This is a genomic window from Streptomyces endocoffeicus (assembly GCF_016741935.1).
Classification (GTDB): Bacteria; Actinomycetota; Actinomycetes; order Streptomycetales; family Streptomycetaceae; genus Streptomyces; species Streptomyces endocoffeicus.
On the sequence record NZ_JAERRG010000035.1, the window covers coordinates 41,171 to 62,930 of the forward strand.

A 21,760-nucleotide genomic window follows, 5' to 3' on the forward strand; every position below is an offset into this window, starting at 1 on the left:
AATGTAACCAAGTCATGCTGGCGGTACAAGAGTGCATGCAAGGGCATTGCCAACTTGAGCTGGTGGCCTGGGGGCTGGGATAATTGCCGGGGAGAGGCTGGCCGTGGGGCCGAGGCGGCAGTGCCGTACAAGGGGTTACGGTTCCCGGCGGAGGTCATCGCCCAGGCGGTGTGGCTGTACCACCGCTTCCCGCTCTCCTTCCGCGAGGTCGAGGAGCTGCTGATGGCTCGTGGGATCACCGTCTCCCACGAGGCGGTCCGCCAGTGGCGCGACTGGTTCGGGCCCCAGTGCGCGGCCGCGTTGCGCCGCCGCCGGCCGGCGACACGTGGCATCTCGATGCGGTGTTCGTCAAAGTCACGGCCGACAAGCGCTGCTCCTACGGGCCGGCTCACCGGGAACTGATGAGTTCGGTGGAACACCGCTCGCACAAGGGGCTGAACAAACTGGGCGGTGTTCGCACACTCCTTCGTGCCGTCAGGACCGCCGCGCTCGGACGGGTGGTCTGGTCTGGCTGGCTCGATCAGCGGCGGGGGTGACGCTCAGCCTGTAGGTGACTGCTGCGTCGGGGACGCTGTCGCTGTTACGGGCGGTGATGGTGAACTGTCTGGCCCCCGGGGTGGTGGGGATTCCGGTGATACCACCGGTGTCCTTGTTCAGAGTCAGCCCGGCCGGCAGAGCACCGGAAGTGACCTCGTACCGAACGGTCTGAGGCGTGCTCGAGGTGACCTTGAACCCGTACAGCTCACCCACGCGGCCCTTGGACGGCTCCGGCGTAGTGAAACCAGGCTTCGGCGCCTCCACCACATGCGCCGCCCCGACCGGCGTGCCGGCCGAGTCCAATTCCTGCAGCGACCACTTCTTACCCGCGGTCACCTCACTCAGGTGCCAATACTTCTTCTGGTCGGTCATGAGCTTCTGCTGGGCGGGAGTGAATGCTCCGGCCGCGATGGCAGAATTCCAGGTCTTTATCGCGGCGAGGATCGCCGTGGTGTTGGATCCTCCGGACAGGCCGCTCACGCTTGTCTGGAACCAGCCGAAGTTCGCGCCAAGGGACGCCCCCAGCGCCAGGCTCTGCTCGATGCTGAGCGTGCTGGTGTTACCGCCAATCGGGAGCGAACCACCCATGGGCGGGAAGTAGTTGGCGCGGTAGAAGTTGACGTTCCGCTTCACCTGCTCATAGTTGGAGTCGCCCCACCCGATGCCACCCCAGCTGATCCGCGACTGGGCGAACCACGTGTTGGACGACAGGTTGGAAGCCTCGGAGATGAAGTTGTCCTGAGACTTCAGCCGACGGTAGACGCCGTTGACCAGGTGCGCGAAACCGTGCCCGCTCCAGCCGTTCCAGGATGCCTCCTCCAGTCCGTCGTACGAGACGTTCCTGATGCCGGTGGTGTTGAACGCGGTGGCCAGCCGGGTAGCGATCTCGTCGATGATCGGCAGGTCGCCTCGGGCTCCGCCGTACTGGTTCTCGGCGATCCGGGTGGCGCTGGTCCCCGCGGGGTAGGACGCCGCGGCGGATCCCCACTGCGCACGCTTGACGCCGGTGAACTGCCACTCGGTACCGCTGATCTGGGCCATGCCGGAGTACGTGAGGAACTCGTTGCCGATCCGCAGTCGGTGACCGCGGATGTAACGGCCGCCGCCAGAGCTGCCATCGGCGTACAGGGTCGTCTCTGCCGCGGCGAGGGGGCGGGTCAGCTTCACCGTCAGGCCGGTCGTGAGCCGCTTGTCGGCCGGTGGCGGAACGATGTAGGGGTCGTTGCCGGAGATGAAGTTGGACAGGGTGTGCACGCCGACCCGCATCCCGCTCGCGGCGGCGGTCGCCACCATCTGGGTCGCGGCGGCGTCCGAACCGCCGAAGTTGCTGTTGAACTGGTAGTGGCCGGTTGACTTCCAGGGTCCGGCGGAGCCCTGTACGGAGTAGACGTTCTTGATCCCTGCCTGCTGGGCGAACTTTATGGCGGAGGCGAGGTTCGTGGTACTGAGGTCGTGCAGTGTCAGGAACGGCTGCCGGGTGGGCCGGGCCACCTTCTGCCACTGCCCGTTGATGGTCGGGTACGGCTGGTCCTCATGCTGCGCGACCTGGCTGAGCACGGTGAGCACAAGATCCGGTGCGGTGCCGAATACCGCCAGCTTCGACCCGAGGATCTGCCCTTCGGATCCCGGCAGCGGGCCGATCGGCATCTCGCCCTCACGGATCCGGACCTTGCTGTAGTCGTAGGTGTAGGCACGCAGGATGCTGCCCCACGACGTCTTCGCCCCGGCGCTCCAGTCGTTCTGCGTCCCGCTCTGCCCATACGGTAGTGACAGAACGTCCGATCCGAACCCGAGCTCGTCGAACTCCTTGGGCCAGGCGCCGACGGTCTTGTCGTTGAGCGGGATGATGCCGAACGCGAAGCGGCTGTTGCCGACCACACCGATATCCTCGCCCACCGTTTCGGTGACGCTCGTCGTCAGCGGCCCCCACAGCAATGTCTGCACATCCACACCCGGCGCAGCCTTCAGACCGATGACCTCGAGGGTCGAGTACATCGCATGGTTGGCGACCTTCACCTTGACCCTGACCTTGTCGCTGCTGAACACCAGCACACGCGGATGGCCTGCCGAAACCTTCACGCAGGCAGGGGCTTCGTGCTCTCCGTTACCCAGCACGACAGACACCAGGGGCACTGACCGACCTGCCGCCAGGTAATAGTCAGTTCCGTCGCGCAGGTCCACCAGACCGACCACCCGACCGGCCCGGTCGAGACCCACCGACAGGAATCCCGCCTCGATCCGTGATGGTCTGCCTCCCTGCGCCGCGAAGGCCGGCTCAGCGATCGCCGGACCCGCGATCGTTGCGAATGAACTTAAGCCACTGGTGATCAGGAAACCTCGCCTGTCCATGATTCCTCCCAATCGGCTTGCTTCTTGCCTCACGCATGAGTGAGGTCGACCGCTTGCACGGTGGTTCACGGGTTATGCCCTCGCCGAGGGCGTCGAGATGGCTGATACCGATGGCACCGAAGCTGTGACGCGTTGTGTCAATTCCTGCGGCGGCGTCGGTGTGTGCGGTGATGTTGGTGAACACAGGTGGTCAACGCTGCTTCCCCGCAGCGCGAAGGTCAGCCCCCGGGCTCTTGGCCCGGACTTCGAATCGCTTGAGCGAGTACCCGAAGGAGGATGTGCGCCTGATGCCGTGCATGCGCACGTAACGGCCGGACACGGGCGGGAAAGTGAGCTCATCCACGCGGGCACCCGCCGGCTTGCTTCTGACTGCGGCGGCCGTCTTCCAGTTCACCGAGTCGTCGGAGACCTGGATGTCGTAGTCCTGTGCGGAGGCCGTCTCCCAGTCGAGCAGCGCGCGCCGGACGGTCCGCGAGCGGCCCAGGTCCACCTGGATCCATTCGTCGTCCCGGTAGGCACTGGCCCACCGGGTCTTTGCGTCCCCATCGGTGGCGTTCTCCGGTCCCAGGCTGGGCACCTCGGACGACGATGCCGTGGTCGGCTGACGCAAAGCCAGGTCAGGCACATCGAAGACGCGCATGCTCCACAGCGAGTATCCGTCCCGCTTCCGGCCCGCCTCGATTCCGGTGAGCCGCACGTGCCGAGCCGTGACCGGATCGAAGGTGAGCGTGTCGGAACCCGCGGATTCGCGGCATGTGCGGCGGGCGACCGTGGTCCAGTTCTTGCCGTTCCTGGAGACCTGGATCTTGTAGTCGCGTCCGTATGCGGGCGCCCAGTCCAACTTGACCTTGGTAATGGTCTCCGGTCGGCCGAGGTCCACTCGGAGCCAGGCGTCATCTCCTGGGCCGCTCTCCCACCTGGTGGTGCTCACGCCGTCGAACGCTGCGCCGGCCTCGCCTGCAGACGCGGTCGCTGGTCTGCCCACGCTCAACTCTCCGTTTGCCGCGTTGACCAACGTCGTGGCGACCTTGGTCAGCCCTGTGCCCACGCCCAGCCTCCGCACGGTCGTGAGGAAGGTGCTGTATGGCACGCCCGACTTCGTGCCGCTCCACATCTTCTGCGCCAGTGCTCCGAACGTGGGCTCGACCAGCCCGTGTACATCCAATTCGCTGTAGGTGGCTTCGGTGAGGTCGTTCCATACGGCGGACATCGCACCGAGCAGTTGGGGGTCTCCAGGTGCAACGCTTTGGCCACCGGGGAAGACATGGGGCTCCCAATGGTCGTAGAGATACTTTCCGTCCAGCCCATGGCCGTGGTAGTAGTTCGCGAACGGGACGATGTAGAGCAGGGCGTCGTTGGTGTTGATGAAGGAGTATCCGTCCCGCTTGATGGCTTGCGGGCCGTACCAGGTGTTGTTCCAGCTGTTGAGGGTGATGTCGCGGTCGTAGCCGTCGGCGCTGGGTGCCATGATGGACAAGCTGCCCCAGGCGCGTGGATGCTTCCCGAGCGCGCGGACGTGGGCCGCCATTTCATTGAAGTAGGCCTTGTAGCGGGGTTTGTCCACCCTGTACTCGTCGGCGCCGAAGTGCACGTCCGGACTGCGGAACCAGGGTACGAACTCTTTGAATACCGACTTCATGAACGCGGTGGTTTCCGGCTTTGACAGGTCCAGATGGTCGGATTCGCCATTGTTGAGACCCAGCGATGGTCGGAACCGGATGAACGCGAGCGAGTGGGCGGGGGAGTCGATCTCGGGGATGATCGTGACACCGCTGGCGGCGGCGGTGTGTTCGAAGGAGGCCCAGTCGCGTCGGTCGTAGGCTCCGTCCTTTGAGGCCAGCCCGGCCAACTCGGGGTTATCGGTCTTGAGCCGGAAGCCGGCCTGGACCTTGCTCCAGGGCCTGTCACCCTTGAATCCGTTGTCGTTGAGGTGGAGCTGCAGTTCGTTGAGTTTGAACCAGCCCATGAGCCGCAGGTAGTCCCGGATGAAGTCCGCGGTGAAGAATCGCCGCCCGACGTCCAGCATGAAGCCCCGCACCTTGTAGTTCGGCCAGTCCACGGCGGTGCCCACGGGCACAGAGTTGCGGCCGTCGTCGAGCAGCAGAATCTGCAGGAGTGTGCGCGTGCCGTAGTAGACGCCCTTCGCGGTCCGTGCGGTGATCCATACGTTCCGGTCGGTGACCCTGAAGGTGTATCCCTCCTCCTTGAACCGGGCACCGCCTTTGGTTTCGGCCAGGGTGGGATCGACCGACAGCACGATGTCGCCATACCGTGGGCTCCCGGGTGAGATGTCCAGTTTCCGCCCGGTCGCCTGCTCGATCTCGTCCGGGAGCGTTGTGACCTGGTCGCGGAGTCTGTCACCCCGTTTTGCGGCGAGCACGATACGGCTGTGCCGGCGAAGCTCGAAGGAACCTGTGCCGCCCTGCCACTCCTGAAGGGCGGGTACCACGGCGGGCTTGTCGTTGACCGAGGCGGGTGCGGCACTCGCCGGTGCGGCGGGAGCGGCTAAGGCCAGCAGGGAGAGCAGACACACGAGGCGTATCAGGTAAAATCTCATCTGGAGCTCCAAGCTTTCTCGATGGGATTGTTCCTGGAGGTTCGTGCGCGTTCCGTCGGCGATCAGCCGGGCTGTGGTGTGCCGGGCCTCCTTTACCGCGTGGTCCGCACCTTGTAGGTGATCTTGGCGTCGGGGATGCTCCCACCGTTGCGGGCGGTGACGGTGAACTTGCTGGCGCCCATCGTGCAGGGAATACCGGTGATGCCGCCGGTGTCCTTGTTGAGGGTGAGTCCGGACGGAAGGCAGCCGGATGTAACGTCGTAGCGGACGGTCTGCGGAGTACTCGAGGTCACCTTGTACGCGTACAACTCACCGACCTGGGCATCCGGTGGTTCCGGCGTGATGAAGCCCGGCGTCGGAGCCTTGACCGGCTGCGGCTCGCCGATCGGCTGACCAGACGAGTCCATCTCCTGCAGCGACCACTCTTGCATCGGCGTGACCTCATTCAAATGCCAATGCCTGCTCGCAGTGCCCAACTGCTTCTTCTGTACGGGAGTGAACGCGCCGGACGTTCGTGCGGACTCCCAGATCTTGACGGCTCGGAGCAACGTGGCGGTGTTCTGCCCGGACTGAAGGCTGCCCACGCTGGTCTCGAAGTTGATGCCGGCGTCGAGGGAAGCCGCCCGAGCCATAGTGTTCTCAATCGTCTGAAGACCGGCGTTGCCGGAGAGTCCCTGCTGGCCCATCATCCCGGGCAGATAGTTGGCGCGGTAGAACGTGTTGCTCCGGATGAGCTGGGCATAGTCCGTTACCCCGATCTCGCCCCAACTGGCTCTGGACTGGGCGTCCCAGGTGTTGGACGAGAGGTTGCTGCACTCGGTGATGAAGTCCTTGGAATTGAGCTGCCGGTAGACGCCGTTGACCAGACGCGCGAAGCCGTAGCCGCCCCAGCCGGTGTAGCCCGCCGATTCCAGCCCGTCGTAGGACGTGGCATGGATACCGGTGCTGTTGTACGCGGTGGCCAGCCGGGTCGCGATCTCGTCGATGATCGGCAAACCACCCATCGCGCCGCCGTAGCCGTTCTGGATGAGCCGGGCGACGCTGGTGCCGACCGGGTAGGACTGCGCGGCCGATGACCACTGCGCCCGTTTCAGGCCGCTGACCTGCGACTCCGTGTTGCTGACCTTTGTGACGGTGCCGTAGGTGATGAACTCGTCACCGATACGCAGTCGCCGACCGTCAACGCCGGACCCCAGCGGGCGGTCGGCGTCCACGTACAGCGTGGTGTCCGACCGGCCGAGCGGGCGGGTCAGCTTGACGGCCCCGCCCACCGCCAGCCGTGGATCGGCCGGCGGCTTCACATACGGGTCGTGGGCGTCGATGAAGTTGGAGAGGGTGTGTACACCGACCTCGATCTCCTCCTTCGCCGCCGTAGCCACCAACGTGGCGGCTGCCGCGTCCGATCCCCCGAACGAGCTGTTGAACTGGTAGTGCCCGTGCGACACCCACGGCCCGTTACCGGAGATCGCATAGATGTTCCTGACCCCGGCCTGCTTGGCGTACTGGCTGGCGACGGTGACGTTCCTCGTGTTGAGGTCGTGGACCCAGAAGTGGGATTGCGAGGTGCGCTGGGCCGCCTTCTGCCACTGCCCGTCGATGGTCGGGTATGCCTGGCCGTGCTTCTTGGCGATCTGACTGAGCACCGTGAGGGCGAGATCCGGAGCACTTCCGAACAGGGCGATCTTCGACCCGACAATCCGGCCCTCCGGCGCCGGCAGCGGCCCGAGCGGGATCTCGTAGCCATTGGTGCGTTGCCGGACTCGCACCCGGCTGTAGTCGTAGGTGGTGGCGCGCAGGATGCTGCCCCAGTGCGTCTTCGCCGCGACGTTGCTCGCCAGCCACTCATCCTTGACTCCGGTCTGCAGACCATAGGGATTCCAGATGAGATCCGGGCCGAACCCATAGGCCAGGTGCTCGTTCGGCCACCCACCCACGGTCTTGTCGTTGAGCGGACGAACCCCCAGGACGAAATCGTCGTTGCCGACCACTCCGGCTGTCTCACCGATCGTCTCGGTGATCTTCGTCGGCAGCGGGCCCCACAGTAGGGTCTGCACATCCACGCCCGGGGCGGCCGTCAGACCGACAACTTCAAGTGTGGAATGTGTCGGAAACTTGACGACCTTCACTTGGATCGTCACTTTCTCGCTGCCGAACTCCAGGATCCACCGGTTGCGCGAGGAGACCCGCACCTCAGCGGGAACCTCATGCTTGCCATCGGCCACCACACTGACCAGCGGCACCGACGCGCCCGGCGCCAGATAGTCCGTGCCATCCCGCAGATCCACCAGGCTGGTCACGCGACCGGAGGTGCTCACACCCACCGACAGGAAGCCCGCGACAATCCGCTTGCTTGAGGACGCCTCAGCTCTGGCCGCTTGCGCCGCGTGAGCGGGGCCGACGGCAAGCCCTAACGCAGTGATCGAACTCAGACTACCGGTGACCAGAAACCGACGTCTGTCCATATTTTCTCCTCGGTGAAGTGAATCTCAACGAAGCACGTGATTGCTGATCAACGCCCTTGCATCGCGAGGGGCGGAATCTCGCGCCGCGAGGTCCCGTCTCCCGTCCGTTCCGCTCGAGGCCGAGGGGAAGAGTGGGTAACGAACGATGTCACCCACATAGTTCATACTCTTATGTAGAGGGTTGTTCCTATACTTTTAGCGATAGGGAAACCAAGAGGGGCGGCGGGTTGACACGTCCACGGCCCCGCAGGGGAGGAGCGGAAGCCCATGCGTTTCCTGGGCAACCAGGCGCAGCGCAAGCGTGAACTAGCGTGCATCTGGCTACACGGCGAGTCAAGGCTTAGTTAGTATTTATCCAGAGGCAGTGCCGCTGTCGGCGGGCTCATCTGGTCACTCATGGAGCGATGCAGCGCATGTAGCTTGTGGGTCCGGCGCTTGGCCACTTCACGCCCGCATACATCGAACACATGGAGCAAAAATGACTCAATCTTCTCGGCCCTCGTCCGCGGCGTCATCGGGTTCGGGGACGGATGCCTCCTACCGCCCCGGCTACGAAGTCGCGGCGGAGAGCATCCTGGAGTACATCGCCCTGGGAAGGACTTGAGCCTGGTGACCGGCTGCCGACGGAGAAGGATCTCGCGGTCAGACTGGCCATGAGCAGGACCGTTGGCGTGCTCCGTGATGGCCGCCTGACACTTGGATGCGGGTCTGAGGAGTGTCCGAGCAGGGATCACCGCTATGGCGTTCAGTTTCCTGAACGCTTCGGCCTCGCTTATCAGGGGCGGCCCCGACGAAACGGGTTGTACGCCTCGAAGGGGTCTTCGTCGGTCTCCCCACGCCGTCGGCGCTCGGCCTGGTAGGCGGTCCACGCGAGGTCGCCCTGCTGCGTGGACCGCCAGGGCCTTCCGGTGCGGTCGCAGTATTCGGCGTAGCGCAGGTCTGGTTCGGCCAGTCGGCGGTGTCCCACCTGGACAGCAAGCCGTACCCACCGGCCGCCAACCTCCGCCCCGAGGGGGACTTTCCCGACACCTGTGCCGTGCCGATCCGCCTGCCCAGGGTCGCGTCGATCCTGCGGCGCATCGCCTTCGATCTCGAGGAATTGGCCCGTGCCCGGTGCGTGGAGGACCTGTAGGCGGCTGAGGCCGCCGACGACCCGCGCCGAAGGAAGCGGGGCTCCCCAGAGTGCCTCGTCAGTGTGATGGGTCAGCGGCATTGTGCTGCCCGCTTCAAGATCCAGGAGCGTGATCTCACCGATGCTATCAAGGGTGGAGACGACCACTGCGGCGGCTGGCGCGTTCAACGCGGCCGACAGGCCACTGACGACACGGGCGCAGCCAACCAGCGTCCACTGCGCGCCGTCCGCAGTCGCATAGAGATGCGTGCAGCCTCGGTCGCGAGCGCAGAACAGTACGGTCTTCTCATCCGCCCAGTCGCGGTTGCGCCGCCGTGTCGAGGAGTACCCCGCCGTCGTGGCGCCACTCCTGATGTGTTCAGAACATTAACGCTTGTATGCCCATGGACGGAGTGATGCGTTCACTGTTTCACTTCCCGCTGAACGATGACGGAAATGGCGTCTATTTCAAACAACTTCAATCAGCGAGAGTGATGTGTGGCATGCGAATCAGACGGGTATACCGCCCGGCCCTGTGTCTACTCGTCGCCGTCCTTCCCCTGTTGGCCTCCGGTACGGGGACTGCGGCGGTCGGCAAGGACGGCATGCGGCCAGTCGCGTTCGAGGAAGCGGGTGCAGCAGGGACGACGCCGGATCCCTGGCTGATGCGCGCCGACGCGCCTGACGATTCCTACGACGCGCACCCCTACGTCGGCAACGGATACCTCGCGCAGCGGATCCCGGCCAAGGGCATGGGCTACTTCTCGAGCGGAGGACCCACGGGATGGCCTCTGTCGACGAAGCGTTACGACGGCGCCTACGCGGCCGGACTCTTCGCCAAGCAGGGCGATGCGGAGTTCCTGGCCGCCCTGCCGACCTGGTCCACGCTGGATTTTGCCACCGACGCGGCCGGCGGAGAGAATTACGCGTCCGCGGCCAACAACACGCTGACGTCCTACCGTCAGGAACTGGACGTGCGCCGCGGCCTGGTCACCACTCGCACGTCCTGGTGTTCCGCCTCCGGGCGCACCACGGACCTCAGCTACGAGGTCCTCGCCGACCGGAGCCGCGCTCATGTCGGCGCGGTTCGGCTGAAGGTCACCCCACGCTGGTCAGGCACCGCCTCGGTCACCGACCTGCTCGACGGCAACGGCGCCCGTCGGCTGGAGGGGACCGGCGCCGATGTCGATACCGGGACCGGTACGTCCCAGGTGTCCTTTGCCACGGCAGGCAACGGCATCGCGGGGACGCTCGCCTCCCGGCTCACCCATTCCGGCGACGTGCAGCCCACCTCGTCAAAGGAGGTCGCGGCGGACAAGCTGAGTGCGGGGCAGCGTCTCGCGTTCCCCGTGAGGGCGGGCCATACCTACGAGTTCACCAAGTTCGTCGGCCTCGACACCGCACAGACCAGCAAGGACCCCAAGGCGGACGCCCTCAGGGCTGCCTCGGACGCTGCACGCACGGGCTGGACCAAGACGCTGGCCGAACACACCGATGCCTGGGCGAAGTTGTGGGAAGCCGGCGTCGGGACACCCGGCCAGGAGCGCATGCAGAGCTGGATCAACGGCAGCTACTACTCGCTGTTCTCCAGCCTCCGCGAGGGACAGGACTGGTCCCTGGCCCCCTCCGGGCTGTCCAGCGACACCTACGCGGGCCTGGTCTTCTGGGACGCCGAGACCTGGATGTTCCCCGGTCTCCTCACGACCCACCCCGAACTCGCCAAGTCGGTCGTAGACTACCGCTATCGCACCCTCGAACAGGCCAAGAAGAACGCAGCGGGCGGTAACCTCAAGGGCGCACTGTACGCATGGACCTCGGCAGCGACCGGTAACTGCAGCAACTTCCATGCCTGCTACAACTACCAGGCTCATCTGCAGAGCGACATCGCCCTCTCCCAGTGGCAGTACTTCCAGGCGACCGGGGACAAGAAGTGGCTGAAGTCGAAGGGCTGGCCGGTCATCGAGGCCCTCGCCGAGTTCTGGGCCTCCCGGGTGAGCAAGAACAGCGACGGCTCCTACAGCGTCCGCAACGTCGCCGGAGCTGACGAGTACTCGCACGGCGACGACAACGTCTCGACCAACGCCGGAGCGGCCACCACGCTGCGCCTGGCCACCGAGGCGGCAGCCCTCGTCGGCGCCGAGGCCCCCGCGCAGTGGACCACCATCGCCGACAGGCTGCGCATCCCTCTCAACGCCGTCACGGGCACCCACCCCGAGTACGAGGGCTACAACGGCCACAAGGTCAAGCAGGCCGACACGGTGCTCATGCAGCACCCCACCAACTGGCCGATGCCCAAAAACGTCGCCCGCAACGACCTGAACTACTACGCCGCGCGGACCGACCCCGAAGGCCCCGCGATGACCGACTCCGTCCACATGATCGCCGCAGCGAACCTGGGCGACGACGGCTGCACGGACTATACGTACCTGCTGCGCTCGGTGCGGCCGTTCATCCGCGAGCCCTACGCACAGTTCTCCGAAGCCCGCGGTGAAAAGGCGGGCGACAACGCCGGAGCGCCCGCCTTCACCTTCCTCACCGGAGCGGGCGGCTTCCTCCAGACCTACCCGTACGGCCTCGCCGGACTGCGCTGGAAGACGAACTCCCTGCACCTCGACCCGACGCTGCCCCCGCAGCTGGCGAACGGCGTCCGGATCAACCGGCTGAAGTGGCAGGGCCGTGAACTCTCCCTCGAGGTAGGCCCCAAGACCACCACCGTGCGCCTGCTCAAGGGCGAGCCGGCCCGCCTCGACACCCCGGCCGGGAACAAGGCCCTGGCCAAGGGCGAACCCGTCCGCCTCGACACCCGCCGGCCCGACCTGGCCCCCAGCGGCAACGTGGCACGCTGCAAGAACGCCACCGCCAGCAGCTCCGACAGCGGCTACTACCCGGCCGCCGCGGTCGACGGCAACCCCGTCACCGCCTGGGCCGCCACCGGCTCACAGGCAGACCTCACGGTCGACCTGAAGCAGCGCACAAGGATCGCCGAGGCCACCGTGGCCCGCTCGGGCACGAGCTCCTTCGGCTACAAGATCCAGACCTCGGCCGACGGCAAGACGTGGACAACCCTGGCCACCCAGCCGGCCGGCACCGGAACCGACCACATCCGATTCCTCGCCACCACCACCCGCCACATCCGGCTCGACTTCCCTGGTAGCGAGGGCGCGGCCACACCTCAGATCGCGGAGTTCTCGGTCGCCGGCGGCAAGGACGCGGGCCAGGTCAGAGCAGACGCCGAGCAGTCCTACCTGTCCGCCGGGGAACAAGGCACCGTCACCACCACCTACACCAACCACTCCTCCCGCCCTGTTCGCGACGTGCGCCTCGGCCTGGAGACACCGAAGGCGTGGCAGCCCACCGCGAAGAGCCCGACCAGCTTCTCCCAGGTCGACGCCGGCAAGACTGTCAAGGTGACATGGCAGATCACCGCGCCGCAAGGCACGCCGAGCAGCGCCCAGTTCACCGCCAAGGCCACCCACCAGCGCGGACAGCAGACCGTCACCGACACTGCCCCGGCCGGCGTGTCCCTGGTCGAGGCATGCGCGCCGGACAAGACATGCGAAGCAGAAGACGCCTCTTTCTTCGGCTCCGCCAAGAAGGCCGGCGATCACGCCGGCTACTCCGGCGAGGGCTTCGTCGCCGGGCTCAACCGCACCGGTGCCGGAATCACCACGTACGTCAAGGTGCCCGCCACCGGTACGTACACGATCGGCCTGCGGTACGCGAACTCCGTAGGCGGCGCCGTACCGCCTTATGAGGCGAAGACCCGCACGATGACCCTGGATGTCCTCGGCGACGACCCGAAGCGCCTGTCCTTCGAGGTCACCAAGGATTGGGACACCTGGGCGACGCACCAGGTACGCGTACGACTGGAGAAGGGCACCCAGCCCCTCGTCCTGAACTGCACCGCGCAGGACGACTGCAGCATCAACCTCGACGCGCTCACCCTGAGTGTTTCCCCCGAGGACCACGCCCGCCCAGAGCGGAACTGAGGGCTGCACCGCCCCGTTCCGGCCAGGGCACCACGCCCTGGCCGGAACGCACGAGAGCGTGATCCGGCTCCCCGGGGCGGGCAGTTCGGGCACCAGCGGTCCTCTCGTCGTACAGCAGACAGACGACGATCACGCTAGCCAGCACCACGGACACCCATACCCGAACGCTGGATTTCGGCCGGAACACCACGAAAGCCGTCCCGGTGGCACGGGGGGAGGCCACCGGGACGGCTCCCGCTCAGCGGAGACGCCGAAAGGCCCTACAGACCGACCGACTTGAGCATGTTCAGCAGCACGTCGGTGTTGTCCATCGCATTCTGGAGCGCCTCGCGGGCCGCCTGAAGCTGTCCGGCCTGCGCGGCCAGGGTCTCCACATCGCCGGTGGCGACGGCATCCTGGCTGGCAGCGATCACTCCGAGCAGCAGGTACAGCCCGGTCGCGGCGTGCGCGACAGCCAGCGGAATCGGCCCGGCCTCCCGGTTCTGCGCCATCAGCCTCAGCGGGGTGCTGGCCCGGCTGCGGCCCATGTGACCCGGGAGTCCTCCGCGGCGAGCTGCAACGGGGCGCTCAACTCATATGTTCCATCAGTGAGTTCGATACGCACGTCACGCCCGGTGATGGCGGGCGGCGTCCCGCGCGCCCTCCACCGAGCAGGGACGCCAGAGGGCGCAGTGGGACCCGGAGCCGTTCGGCGCGGCGTACAGGACCTTGGGGGCCGAAGCCGCCTCGGCGGCGGGCAGCGGGCTGAAGGAGCGGCGCCGCGCCGGCGAGGAAGGCGGAGCAGGCGGTGCGAGCTGTGCGAGCTGTGCGGGGAAGCAGTCTCATACGATGACCTATGACCTTCCGCTCGAACGGCCCGCCGCTCGGGCGGGCCGTGGAATGGGCGTGCGGCTCAGGTGCGGCGCTTGCCTGCGGGGTGGCCGTAGTCCGGCCGTCACCGGTCACGTCGTGGCCGTCCAGTCCGGGTGGCCCGGCATCGGCGGGTTCTTCGCGCCGAACAGCCAGTCCCGCAGGAACCGGTCCAGCGAGCGGTCGCCCGTCACGGTGACGGCGTGGGCGATGAAGTCCTCGCTGGTGACCGTGCGGTCCTTGAAGCGGCGCGGCCACAGGCCCATGATGCGTTCGAACTTTCGCTCCCCCACGTGGAGTCGGAGCGCGTAGAGCACCAGCGCGCCGCCGTCGTAGATGTTGGTGCCGCCGAGGGCCTTGGGCAGCCCGGGCGGCCCGTCAGTCGCGCGGATCGCGTCGAGCTTGGCGTACGTCGCCTTCATCTTGTCGGCCAGGACGGACCAGCCGCGCTCCTCGCTGTAGAGCGCGGCGTAGTAGACGGCGGGCCCCTCGTTGAGCCAGGCCTGCTGCCAGTCGTTCGGCGTGACGCTGTCGCCGAACCACTGGTGGGTCAGCTCGTGCACCATGGTGTTCTCGTACGTCGGGTTGCCGTCGGCGTTGAGCTTGAACCAGTTGGTGCCCATCAGGGTGAGCGTCGTGTTCTCGAGGGCGTCGGTGTAGCCGTCGTAGATGTGGATGCCGTACACGGAGAACGGGTAGCGTCCGAGCTTCGCTTCCAGCCAGGCGAGATGGTCGGGTGTGCGCGCGACGATCGGGGCGTACTTGTCCTCCTGGCCCTGCGGGACGATGTGCCGCAGCGGCAGTCCGGTGTGCGACGTGTCGTACAGGTACGTGCCCTTGACGACGGCGATGCCGAGCAGCTCCGTCGGCATGCGCTCGCGCAGCGCGAAGTGCCAGACGGTCGAGCCGTCGGCGCGCTTGTCCTTGCCGGTCAACTCGCCGTTGGCGGTGGCGACATAGCCCTCGGGCGCGGAGATGTGGAAGGTCCAGGTGGCCTTGTCGGACGGTGTGTCGTTGCACGGCAGGAACGTGTCGGCCCGCGACGACTGCACGGCGGAGGCGAAGCCGCCGTCCGAGCCGAACCTCCAGCCGGTCAGTCCGGCCCGCGGCGCCTTGCCGTTGCCGCGGTAGGCGACGGTGACGTCGAACGGGGCGCCCTTGTGGAGCGGCGCCGCCGGGGTGACCGTCAGCTCTTGGCCGGACCGGCCCAGGGACAGGGCGTGGGAGGCGGCGCGGCCGTTCACCGTGATCGAGTCGATGGTGTGGCCGTCGGTGTCCAGGTTGAACGCCGACAGGTCCTGCGTGGCTTGTGCGTTCAGTTTCGCGACGGCCGTGAAGTCGTACGTCACCGGTGTGAAGTCGAAGGTCAGGTCGTAGTGGACGACCTGGTAGCCGCCGTTGCCGAGGGTCGGGAACAGCGGGTCGCCGACGCCGTCGGAGCCGGGGCGCGGGTCGAACCCCGCGGCGCCGGCGGGCGAGCCCAGGACCGGTACCGTGATCGCGGCGGCGACCGCCGCCTGCGTGAGGAACGCGCGTCTGCTGGTGGTCACTTCTTCCCCTTCTGCGAGGCCTGCTCGAACTCGGCACGGCACTTGTCGCCCCCGGCGTCTCGCCACTGCTTGACGATCGAGTCGTACGCGGACAGCGGCCTGCGTCCGGTGACCAGGTCTTTCACACCGTCGAGGTGGATGGTGTAGAGGCTGCCGAGTCCCTTGGAGGCCCAGGTCGGCGAGGAGTAGCCGAGAGTCGGGTCCTCGATGAGCTTCGGGATGAGCACCGTGTACGCCTCGTGCACGTAGCGGGCGGCCATCGGGTGGGTGGCGCTAAAGAACGAGGGTGTCGCGGAGGCGAGCTTGCCCCACGGCACGGTCACGTCCTGGGTGCCCTGCTTGGTGAGGACGGGCGTGCCGTTCTCGTCCCGCTTGTAGTCGATGTTCTCGACGCCGTAGTTGATGAGCGTGTATTCGAGCGACCCGAAGGGCGAGGCGGCGAAGTCGGCGAGCCGTAGCAGTTCCTTGACCCGTTCCTCGCTCGCCCTGCTGATGTAGCAGTTCTGCAGCGAGACGTTGTCGGTCCAGGTCACCGCGTCCTTGCTGACGGGGACCATGGGCCGTACGTCGAAGGACTTGTCGATGGCGGCCATGGCGTCGACGTAGCCGGTGGCCGTGGTCAGGTACCCCGGCATGCCGTCGAAGACGTAGGCGGCCTTGCCGTTCTTGAACAGATCCGTGTACTGGGCCTTCTGGGCTCCGGACATCTGCACGGTGCCCGGGTAGTGGCAGCCCGCCTTGTAGAGCTTGGCGGCGGTCTCGACGGCGTACCGGTACTTGTCGTCCTCCAACTGGTACGTCCACTTGCCCGTCTTGCGGTCGAACTTCCAGAAGTGCTGGGCGCCGGCCGACATGGCGAGCAAGGTGGTGCTGCTGCCGGAGAAGAAGTACTGCTTCTTCTTCGCGTCCGTGAGGTCCTTGGCGAGTTCGACGAGCCGCTCGATGCTGTCGATCTGGTCGAGGCTGGTGATGCCCGCCTGCTTGAACAGGTCGGCCCGGTAGAAGCCCGCGCCGGCGCTGCCCGAGCGGGCGATCGGGATGCCGTAGAGCTTGCCGCCCTTGATGGCGTCGCGCCAGGCGTACTCGGGGATCGCGGCCAGGTTCGGGTAGTCCTTGACCCGGTCGCCGGAGAGGTGCGGGCCCAGGTCGACGCACTTGGCGGCGAGGAACGACCCCACGTTGTCGACACCTCCCGTCTCCGGGTACATGAAGATGTCGGGCAGCTGGTCTCCGGCGACCATCGTCGAGAACTTCGCCGGATAGTCGTCCGCGGGCACGGCCGTGAAGTCGACCTGGGTGCCGAGCAGCTTCTCGATCTCGCGCCAGGCCGCGTTCTTTCCGCGCTCGGGCGGCAGCGGTGCGAACGTCTCGGTGACCGCGGTGATCTTCTTGGCGCCCTTGAGGGGGGTGCCTTCCGTGGCGCGGGTCAGTTCGCGCGGGTACTTCAGGAAGGCGTTCGGGACGCCCGCCGCGGTGCCGGGCAGGTCGGCCTTGATGCCGACGTTGCGCACGGTGGTGGTCGGCAGCAGCTTGGCGCTTTTGGCCTCGGCCTTGGCCTCGGTGCCGCCGTCGCCGCACGCGGCGAGCAGCGGCGCCGCGGCGACGGCGAGGCCGGCGCCCGCACCCCAGCGGAACAGGGTGCGGCGGTTGACGGATGTGGTGCCGGACATGGTGGGACTCCTCAACACGAGGCAACACGGGAAGAGTTGGGGGTGCGGGTGCGCGGATCGGGGCGCGGGTCAGCCCTTGACGGCGCCGGTGAGGACGCCCTTGGTGAAGAACCGCTGGAGGAAGGGGTAGACGAGCAGGATCGGCACGACGGCGATGACAAGGACGGCCATCTGCACGGCCTGCTGCGGGGCGACCGCCTCGCCGGCCGCCGCGGTGTCGAGGGCCTGGCCCTGGAGGATGAAGGTGCGCAGCACCATGGGCAGCGGCCACTTGTCGTTGTCGCCGAGGTAGAGCAGGGCGTTGAAGTAGGCGTTCCAGTACGCGACGGCGTAGAACAGGCCGACGACGGCGATGACCGCCTTGGACAGCGGCAGTACGACCCGGATCAGGGTCCGGAAGTCGCCCGCGCCGTCCACCTTCGCGGCGTCGTACAGCTCCTCGGGCAGGTTCATGAAGAAGGCCCGCATCACGACGAGGTTGAAGGCGCTGACCATGGTGGGCAGGACGAGCGCGGCGAAGGTGTTGTAGAGGCCGAGCTCCTTCACCAGGAGGAAGTTGGGGATGATGCCCGCGTTGAAGAGCATGGTGAACAGGGAGGTCATGAGGATGAAGCGGCCGCCGACGATGCCGCGCCGGGACAGCCCGTAGGCCATGCCGATGGTGGCGAGGAGGCTGCAGGCGGTGCCGATGACGGTGACGCCGATGCTCACGAACAGGGCGCGGGTGACGCGCCCGCCGGTGAACGCGGTGCGATAGGCGTCGAGGTTGGGGTGGTCGGGCCACAGGACCAGCCCGTTGGACTTGATGATGTCCGTCTGCGAGGCGAAGCTCGTGCCGATCACACCGATCAGCGGGTAGGCCACCAGGCCCACGACGATCACGAGGGCGAGGCCCTTGAGAACGAGGCCGAGCCGGGTGGGTTTCTCCATCCACGGGGGCCGGGCGCCGGACGGGCGCAGTTCTCCCGCCGCGGGTGCGGGACGGGTGGCGTTCCCGCGGCGCGTCTTCACAGCGGACGTCTCAACGGTCAGCACCGCGGTACACCCCTTCATGTCCGAGCCGGTGGGCGAACTTGTTGGCACCGATCACGAGGATGGTGCCGATCACGGCCTTCACCAGGCCGACGGCGGCCGCCGTGCCCCACTGGTTGTCCTTGATGCCGTGGAAGTAGACGTACGTGTCGAGGACTTCACCGGCGCCGGGGCCGACGGCGTCGCGCTGGAGCAGGATCTGCTCGAAGCCGACGGTGAGGATGTTGCCGAGGTTGAGGATAAGCAGCAGGACGAGCACCGGGGACAGGCCGGGCAGGGTGACGTGCCAGAAGCGGCGCCACTGGGCCGCGCCGTCCATGGCCGCCGCCTCGTACAGGCCGCGGTCGATGGAGAGCAGCGCGGCGAGGATGATGATGGTGCCCCAGCCGGCGTCCTTCCACATGACCTGGAGCGCGAGCAGCCAGGGGAAGGCATTCGGGTCGGTCGTCATGTCGTAGCGCGGCAGGCCGAGGGATTCGAGCAGGTCGGGCACGACGCCCGCGCCGCCCAGGATCTGCTGGAAGATCGAGACGATGATGACCCAGCCGATGAAGTGCGGCAGGTACACGACGCTCTGCACGAAGCGGCGCAGCCTGTCGCTGACGATGCTGTTGAGCAGCAGTGCGAGCGCGATCGGCACGGGGAAGAACAGGACGAGCTGGACGAGCGCGATCTCCAGTGTGTTGCCGGTCGCTGACCAGAATTCGGGGTCGGCGAAGGCCGTCGTGAAGTTGGTGAAGCCGCTCCAGGCACTGTGCATGTAGCCCAGGTAGGGCTGGTAGTCCTGGAAGGCCACCAGGTAGCCGAGCAGCGGCACGTAGTGGAACACCACGAAGTACAGGAAGCCGGGTAGGCACAGCAGCAGCATCACTTTGTCGCGCTTGAGACGCTGCCAGAGGGTCTTGCGGGGAACGCGGTCGGCGGCGGTCGGTGGTGCGGAGACAGTCATGGAGCGGTCCTGTTCGGCCGGTTGGCGCAGGAACTACGTTTCTGCGGCGGCAAGTTAGTAAGCGGTTAACCCCATCGTCAATAGATCCGGAGATCCGACCGAGCGAGGATCCTTTGCAAACAGGCCACTCCAGGCCGCTATTTCATGCTGTACCAGGGCAACTCGACTGCCAGACTTTCCTGTGACCTTGACGGTCGATCGATGTGCTCCCTACCGTTCGGTACCGCCATAGAACACGTTTACTGTCCGGAGGCAGGGTGCGTACCACTGACGAGGCGCCGGTCGAGGCCACGGCCACCGACGCCACACCGCCCCCGCGGCGGCCCCGCACGGTTCTTGCGATGGACTCGTCGGTCGTGGACGACGTCTTCCCGCCTGCCGTGCGGGCGCGCCTGGAGGAGACAGCGGACATCCGGCCTCCGCGTGTCGTACGGGAATTCACCAGCCCGCAGGCACGCGCGGCCCTCGCCGAGTGCGAGGTCCTGCTCACCAGCTGGGGCTGCCCGCCGGTCGACAGGGCCGCGCTCGACCGGGCGCCCCGGCTGCGCGCGGTGATCCACGCGGCCGGCACCGTGAAGACGTTCCTGAGCCCGGAGGCCTACGAGCGCGGCATCGCGGTCTCCTCGGCGGCCGCGGCCAACGCCGTGCCGGTCGCCGAGTTCACGCTCGCCGCGATCATCCTGGGCGCCAAGCGGGCCTTCCCGCTCGCCCATCTCTACCGAACCCGACGCACCCACCGCACCGAAGCCGATCTGGACCGACACCACTGGCTCGGCACCCGCGGCATCACCGTCGGCGTGGTCGGCGCCTCGCGCATCGGCCGTCGCGTCGCGGAACTGCTGCGCACCCTCGACGCCGAGGTGCTCCTGTACGACCCGTACGTCGGCGACGCCGAGGCGGAGCTGCTCGATGCCACTCGCACCGACCTGGACACCCTGGTGGCGACCAGCGACGTGGTGACCCTGCACGCGCCGTACACCGCGGAGACCCGGCATCTGCTCGACGCCCGCCGGCTCGGCCTGATGCGCCCGGGTGCACTCCTGGTGAACACCGCGCGCGGTCCGCTCGTGGACACCGGAGCCCTCACGGAACTCCTGGTCAGCGGCCGGATCGGCGCCGTGCTCGACGTCACGGACCCGGAACCGCTGCCTGCCGGACACCCGCTGTGGGACCTGCCCAACGTCTTCATCACCCCGCACCTGGCGGGCGCCCAGGGCAACGAGGTCGGCAGGCTCGGCGCGCTCGCCGTCGACGAGCTGGCCCGGTACGCGCGCGGGGTGCCGCTGGTCCACGCCGTGCTCCTGGAGGACCTGGAGCGGATCGCGTGACCAAACCACCGCCGCACGCCATAGGCTCTGGGGCGGGTCGATCACAGGCGGACCAGAACGACCATCAGGGGGTGGGCCGGATGTCCCAGCAGAGTTCCACGGCACCCGGGCCGGATGGGCACGGCGACCGGCAGTGCGACCGGAGCGGGCAGCGCCGCGCGACGGTCGTCGACGTCGCACAGCGCGCCGGGGTGTCCACGGCGACCGTTTCCCGCGTGATGAACCGCAACTATCCGGTCGCCGCCGCCACGCGCGAGCGCGTCGAGGCGGCCATGCGCGAGCTCGGCTATGTGGTCAACGCCCATGCCCGAGCGCTGGCCGGCACCTCCGCCCGCACCGTTGGCATCATCGTCAGCGAGCTGATCGACCCGTTCTACGCGTACATCGCGCGCGGCGTCGAACGCGAGGCCACCGACGGCGACCGGCTCTGCCTGGTGTGCTGCACCCAGGGCGACCCGCAGCGCGAGCTCGCCTTCATCGAGCTGATGCACGAACGGCGAGCGGACGCCGTGGTACTGGTCGGCGGCAGCGTCGAGGACCGCGCCTACAAGGCCGAACTGGCGCGCCGGGCCCGGGAACTGGACGCGGGCGGATCGAAGCTCGTGCTGTGCGGGCGGCCCTCGCTCGGCGACGGCGTGCCGACGGTCGGGGTCGAGTACGACAACGAGGGCGGTGCCTTCGCGATCACCGACCATCTGATCACGCAGGGCCATGAGCGGATCCTCTACCTGGGCGGGCCGCCCGGCCTCTCCACGGCGCGGGACCGGCTCGCCGGACATCGCCGCGCGCTCGAGCTGCGCGGCATCGCGCGGGATCGGGAGCTGGAACAGCCCGGCGCCTTCAGCCGCGCCTTCGGATACCGGCGCATGACCGAACTGCTACGCGAGGGCCTCGAGTTCACCGCCGTGTTCGCCGCGAACGACATCGTGGCGGCGGGCGCGGCCCAGGCCCTGGAAGAGGCCGGGGTGCGCATCCCGTTGGACATGTCGCTGGTCGGCTACGACGACATCCCCGTGGCCCAGGATCTGCGGCCCCGGCTGACGACCGTCCGGATCCCGCTGGAGGAGATGGGCCGGCAGGCGGTGCGGGTCGCGCTCAACGGCGGCGACGAGGACGACTGGCGCGCCCCGACGACCGGCACGCTGCGCCTCGGCACGCACATCGTCGTGCGGGAGTCGGTGGCGGCACCGCGGAGCACGCTCCCGGGAAGCGCCAGGCCGCGCCGGAGCTGACACCGGGCCAGCTTGCTTGATTCTGCTCGCAAGAGCGCGAGTCCGCATAGTAACGGACAGAAATTCGGCGGGCCCTCTTGCGGCCGGATAGCAAACGCTTACATGCTGGCGCGCAGCCCCACCCGCTCGTCCCGCCCATCGCTCT

At 67.2% G+C, this 21,760-nt stretch carries 14 protein-coding genes and 1 pseudogene; 6 read left to right on the plus strand and 9 right to left on the minus strand.

Annotated features, from left to right (window positions below; translation table 11 throughout):
* Window positions 1-120: 120 nt before the first annotated feature.
* Window positions 121-499, plus strand: a pseudogene (locus JK364_RS58270) (transposase family protein); the annotation flags it as partial.
* Here the strand turns inward: JK364_RS58270 and JK364_RS46380 are convergent.
* The 3 genes from JK364_RS46380 to JK364_RS46390 all read right to left on the minus strand — a co-directional run bounded on the left by JK364_RS46380 (window position 475) and on the right by JK364_RS46390 (window position 7,905).
* On the minus strand, window positions 475-2,955 hold the full coding sequence (locus JK364_RS46380; protein WP_307841612.1) for an Ig domain-containing protein: 2,481 nt from the start codon (window positions 2,953-2,955) through the stop codon (window positions 475-477). The pseudogene JK364_RS58270 and the gene JK364_RS46380 overlap by 25 nt on opposite strands.
* A 121-nt stretch (window positions 2,956-3,076) precedes the next feature.
* Window positions 3,077-5,455 carry a glycoside hydrolase family 20 protein gene (locus JK364_RS46385; RefSeq protein ID WP_230993574.1) on the minus strand — a complete coding sequence of 793 codons (2,379 nt, stop codon included), beginning with the start codon at window positions 5,453-5,455 and terminating at the stop codon, window positions 3,077-3,079.
* An 80-nt stretch (window positions 5,456-5,535) separates the two neighbouring features.
* Window positions 5,536-7,905, minus strand: coding sequence for an Ig domain-containing protein (locus tag JK364_RS46390; protein ID WP_201857469.1), 2,370 nt, complete (start codon window positions 7,903-7,905; stop codon window positions 5,536-5,538).
* A 478-nt stretch (window positions 7,906-8,383) separates the two neighbouring features.
* On the opposite strand from JK364_RS46390, the gene JK364_RS57310 reads away from it, so the two are divergent.
* Window positions 8,384-8,509 (plus strand): hypothetical protein, encoded by a 126-nt coding sequence (locus JK364_RS57310; protein ID WP_269146399.1) that lies wholly within the window; start codon window positions 8,384-8,386, stop codon window positions 8,507-8,509.
* Between the two features lie 171 nt (window positions 8,510-8,680).
* Here the strand turns inward: JK364_RS57310 and JK364_RS46395 are convergent, their stop codons facing one another.
* Window positions 8,681-8,872 (minus strand): hypothetical protein, encoded by a 192-nt coding sequence (locus tag JK364_RS46395; protein WP_201857470.1) that lies wholly within the window; start codon window positions 8,870-8,872, stop codon window positions 8,681-8,683.
* Between JK364_RS46395 and JK364_RS46400 the strand changes: the two genes are divergently transcribed.
* Together JK364_RS46400 and JK364_RS46405 are read left to right on the plus strand one after the other, a co-directional pair.
* Window positions 8,864-9,037: a hypothetical protein gene (locus tag JK364_RS46400; protein ID WP_201857471.1), complete on the plus strand. Its 174-nt coding sequence runs from the start codon at window positions 8,864-8,866 to the stop codon at window positions 9,035-9,037. The two genes, JK364_RS46395 and JK364_RS46400, sit on opposite strands and share 9 nt — an antisense overlap.
* A 584-nt stretch (window positions 9,038-9,621) precedes the next feature.
* Window positions 9,622-13,005 (plus strand): discoidin domain-containing protein, encoded by a 3,384-nt coding sequence (locus JK364_RS46405; protein WP_201857472.1) that lies wholly within the window; start codon window positions 9,622-9,624, stop codon window positions 13,003-13,005.
* A 260-nt stretch (window positions 13,006-13,265) separates the two neighbouring features.
* Here the strand turns inward: JK364_RS46405 and JK364_RS46410 are convergent, their stop codons facing one another.
* The 5 genes from JK364_RS46410 to JK364_RS46430 form a co-directional block, all read right to left on the minus strand.
* A complete protein-coding gene (locus tag JK364_RS46410; protein WP_230993575.1) occupies window positions 13,266-13,496 on the minus strand; it encodes a DUF6245 family protein in 231 nt (76 codons plus the stop codon).
* A 450-nt stretch (window positions 13,497-13,946) separates the two neighbouring features.
* The gene (locus tag JK364_RS46415) at window positions 13,947-15,404 is read right to left on the minus strand and encodes a M1 family metallopeptidase (protein ID WP_201857474.1); all 1,458 of its coding nucleotides are present in this window, start codon (window positions 15,402-15,404) and stop codon (window positions 13,947-13,949) included.
* A complete protein-coding gene (locus JK364_RS46420; RefSeq protein ID WP_201857475.1) occupies window positions 15,401-17,074 on the minus strand; it encodes a type 2 periplasmic-binding domain-containing protein in 1,674 nt (557 codons plus the stop codon). The genes JK364_RS46415 and JK364_RS46420 overlap by 4 nt, the downstream gene beginning before the upstream one ends.
* Window positions 17,075-17,143: 69 nt before the next feature.
* Window positions 17,144-18,004, minus strand: coding sequence for a carbohydrate ABC transporter permease (locus tag JK364_RS46425; protein ID WP_201857493.1), 861 nt, complete (start codon window positions 18,002-18,004; stop codon window positions 17,144-17,146).
* 91 nt (window positions 18,005-18,095) lie between these two features.
* Entirely contained in the window at window positions 18,096-19,055 is a 960-nt protein-coding gene (locus tag JK364_RS46430) for an ABC transporter permease (RefSeq protein ID WP_230993576.1), read from the minus strand.
* A gap of 257 nt (window positions 19,056-19,312) precedes the next feature.
* On the opposite strand from JK364_RS46430, the gene JK364_RS46435 reads away from it, so the two are divergent.
* Window positions 19,313-20,383 carry a hydroxyacid dehydrogenase gene (locus JK364_RS46435; protein ID WP_372462078.1) on the plus strand — a complete coding sequence of 357 codons (1,071 nt, stop codon included), beginning with the start codon at window positions 19,313-19,315 and terminating at the stop codon, window positions 20,381-20,383.
* A gap of 71 nt (window positions 20,384-20,454) precedes the next feature.
* Window positions 20,455-21,615, plus strand: a complete 1,161-nt coding sequence (locus JK364_RS46440) for a LacI family DNA-binding transcriptional regulator (RefSeq protein WP_201857496.1) — start codon at window positions 20,455-20,457, stop codon at window positions 21,613-21,615.
* Window positions 21,616-21,760 lie beyond the last annotated feature (145 nt).

What these genes read in the sequence shown, in the direction of transcription:
- JK364_RS46420 (WP_201857475.1), bottom strand. Translation starts at nt 17,074, where the DNA reads ATGTCCGGCACCACATCCGTCAACCGCCGCACCCTGTTCCGCTGGGGT.
- JK364_RS46425 (WP_201857493.1), bottom strand. Translation starts at nt 18,004, where the DNA reads ATGGAGAAACCCACCCGGCTCGGCCTCGTTCTCAAGGGCCTCGCCCTC.
- JK364_RS46390 (WP_201857469.1), bottom strand. Translation starts at nt 7,905, where the DNA reads ATGGACAGACGTCGGTTTCTGGTCACCGGTAGTCTGAGTTCGATCACT.
- JK364_RS46430 (WP_230993576.1), bottom strand. Translation starts at nt 19,055, where the DNA reads ATGACTGTCTCCGCACCACCGACCGCCGCCGACCGCGTTCCCCGCAAG.
- JK364_RS46410 (WP_230993575.1), bottom strand. Translation starts at nt 13,496, where the DNA reads ATGGCGCAGAACCGGGAGGCCGGGCCGATTCCGCTGGCTGTCGCGCAC.
- JK364_RS57310 (WP_269146399.1), top strand. Translation starts at nt 8,384, where the DNA reads ATGACTCAATCTTCTCGGCCCTCGTCCGCGGCGTCATCGGGTTCGGGG.
- JK364_RS46405 (WP_201857472.1), top strand. Translation starts at nt 9,622, where the DNA reads ATGCGGCCAGTCGCGTTCGAGGAAGCGGGTGCAGCAGGGACGACGCCG.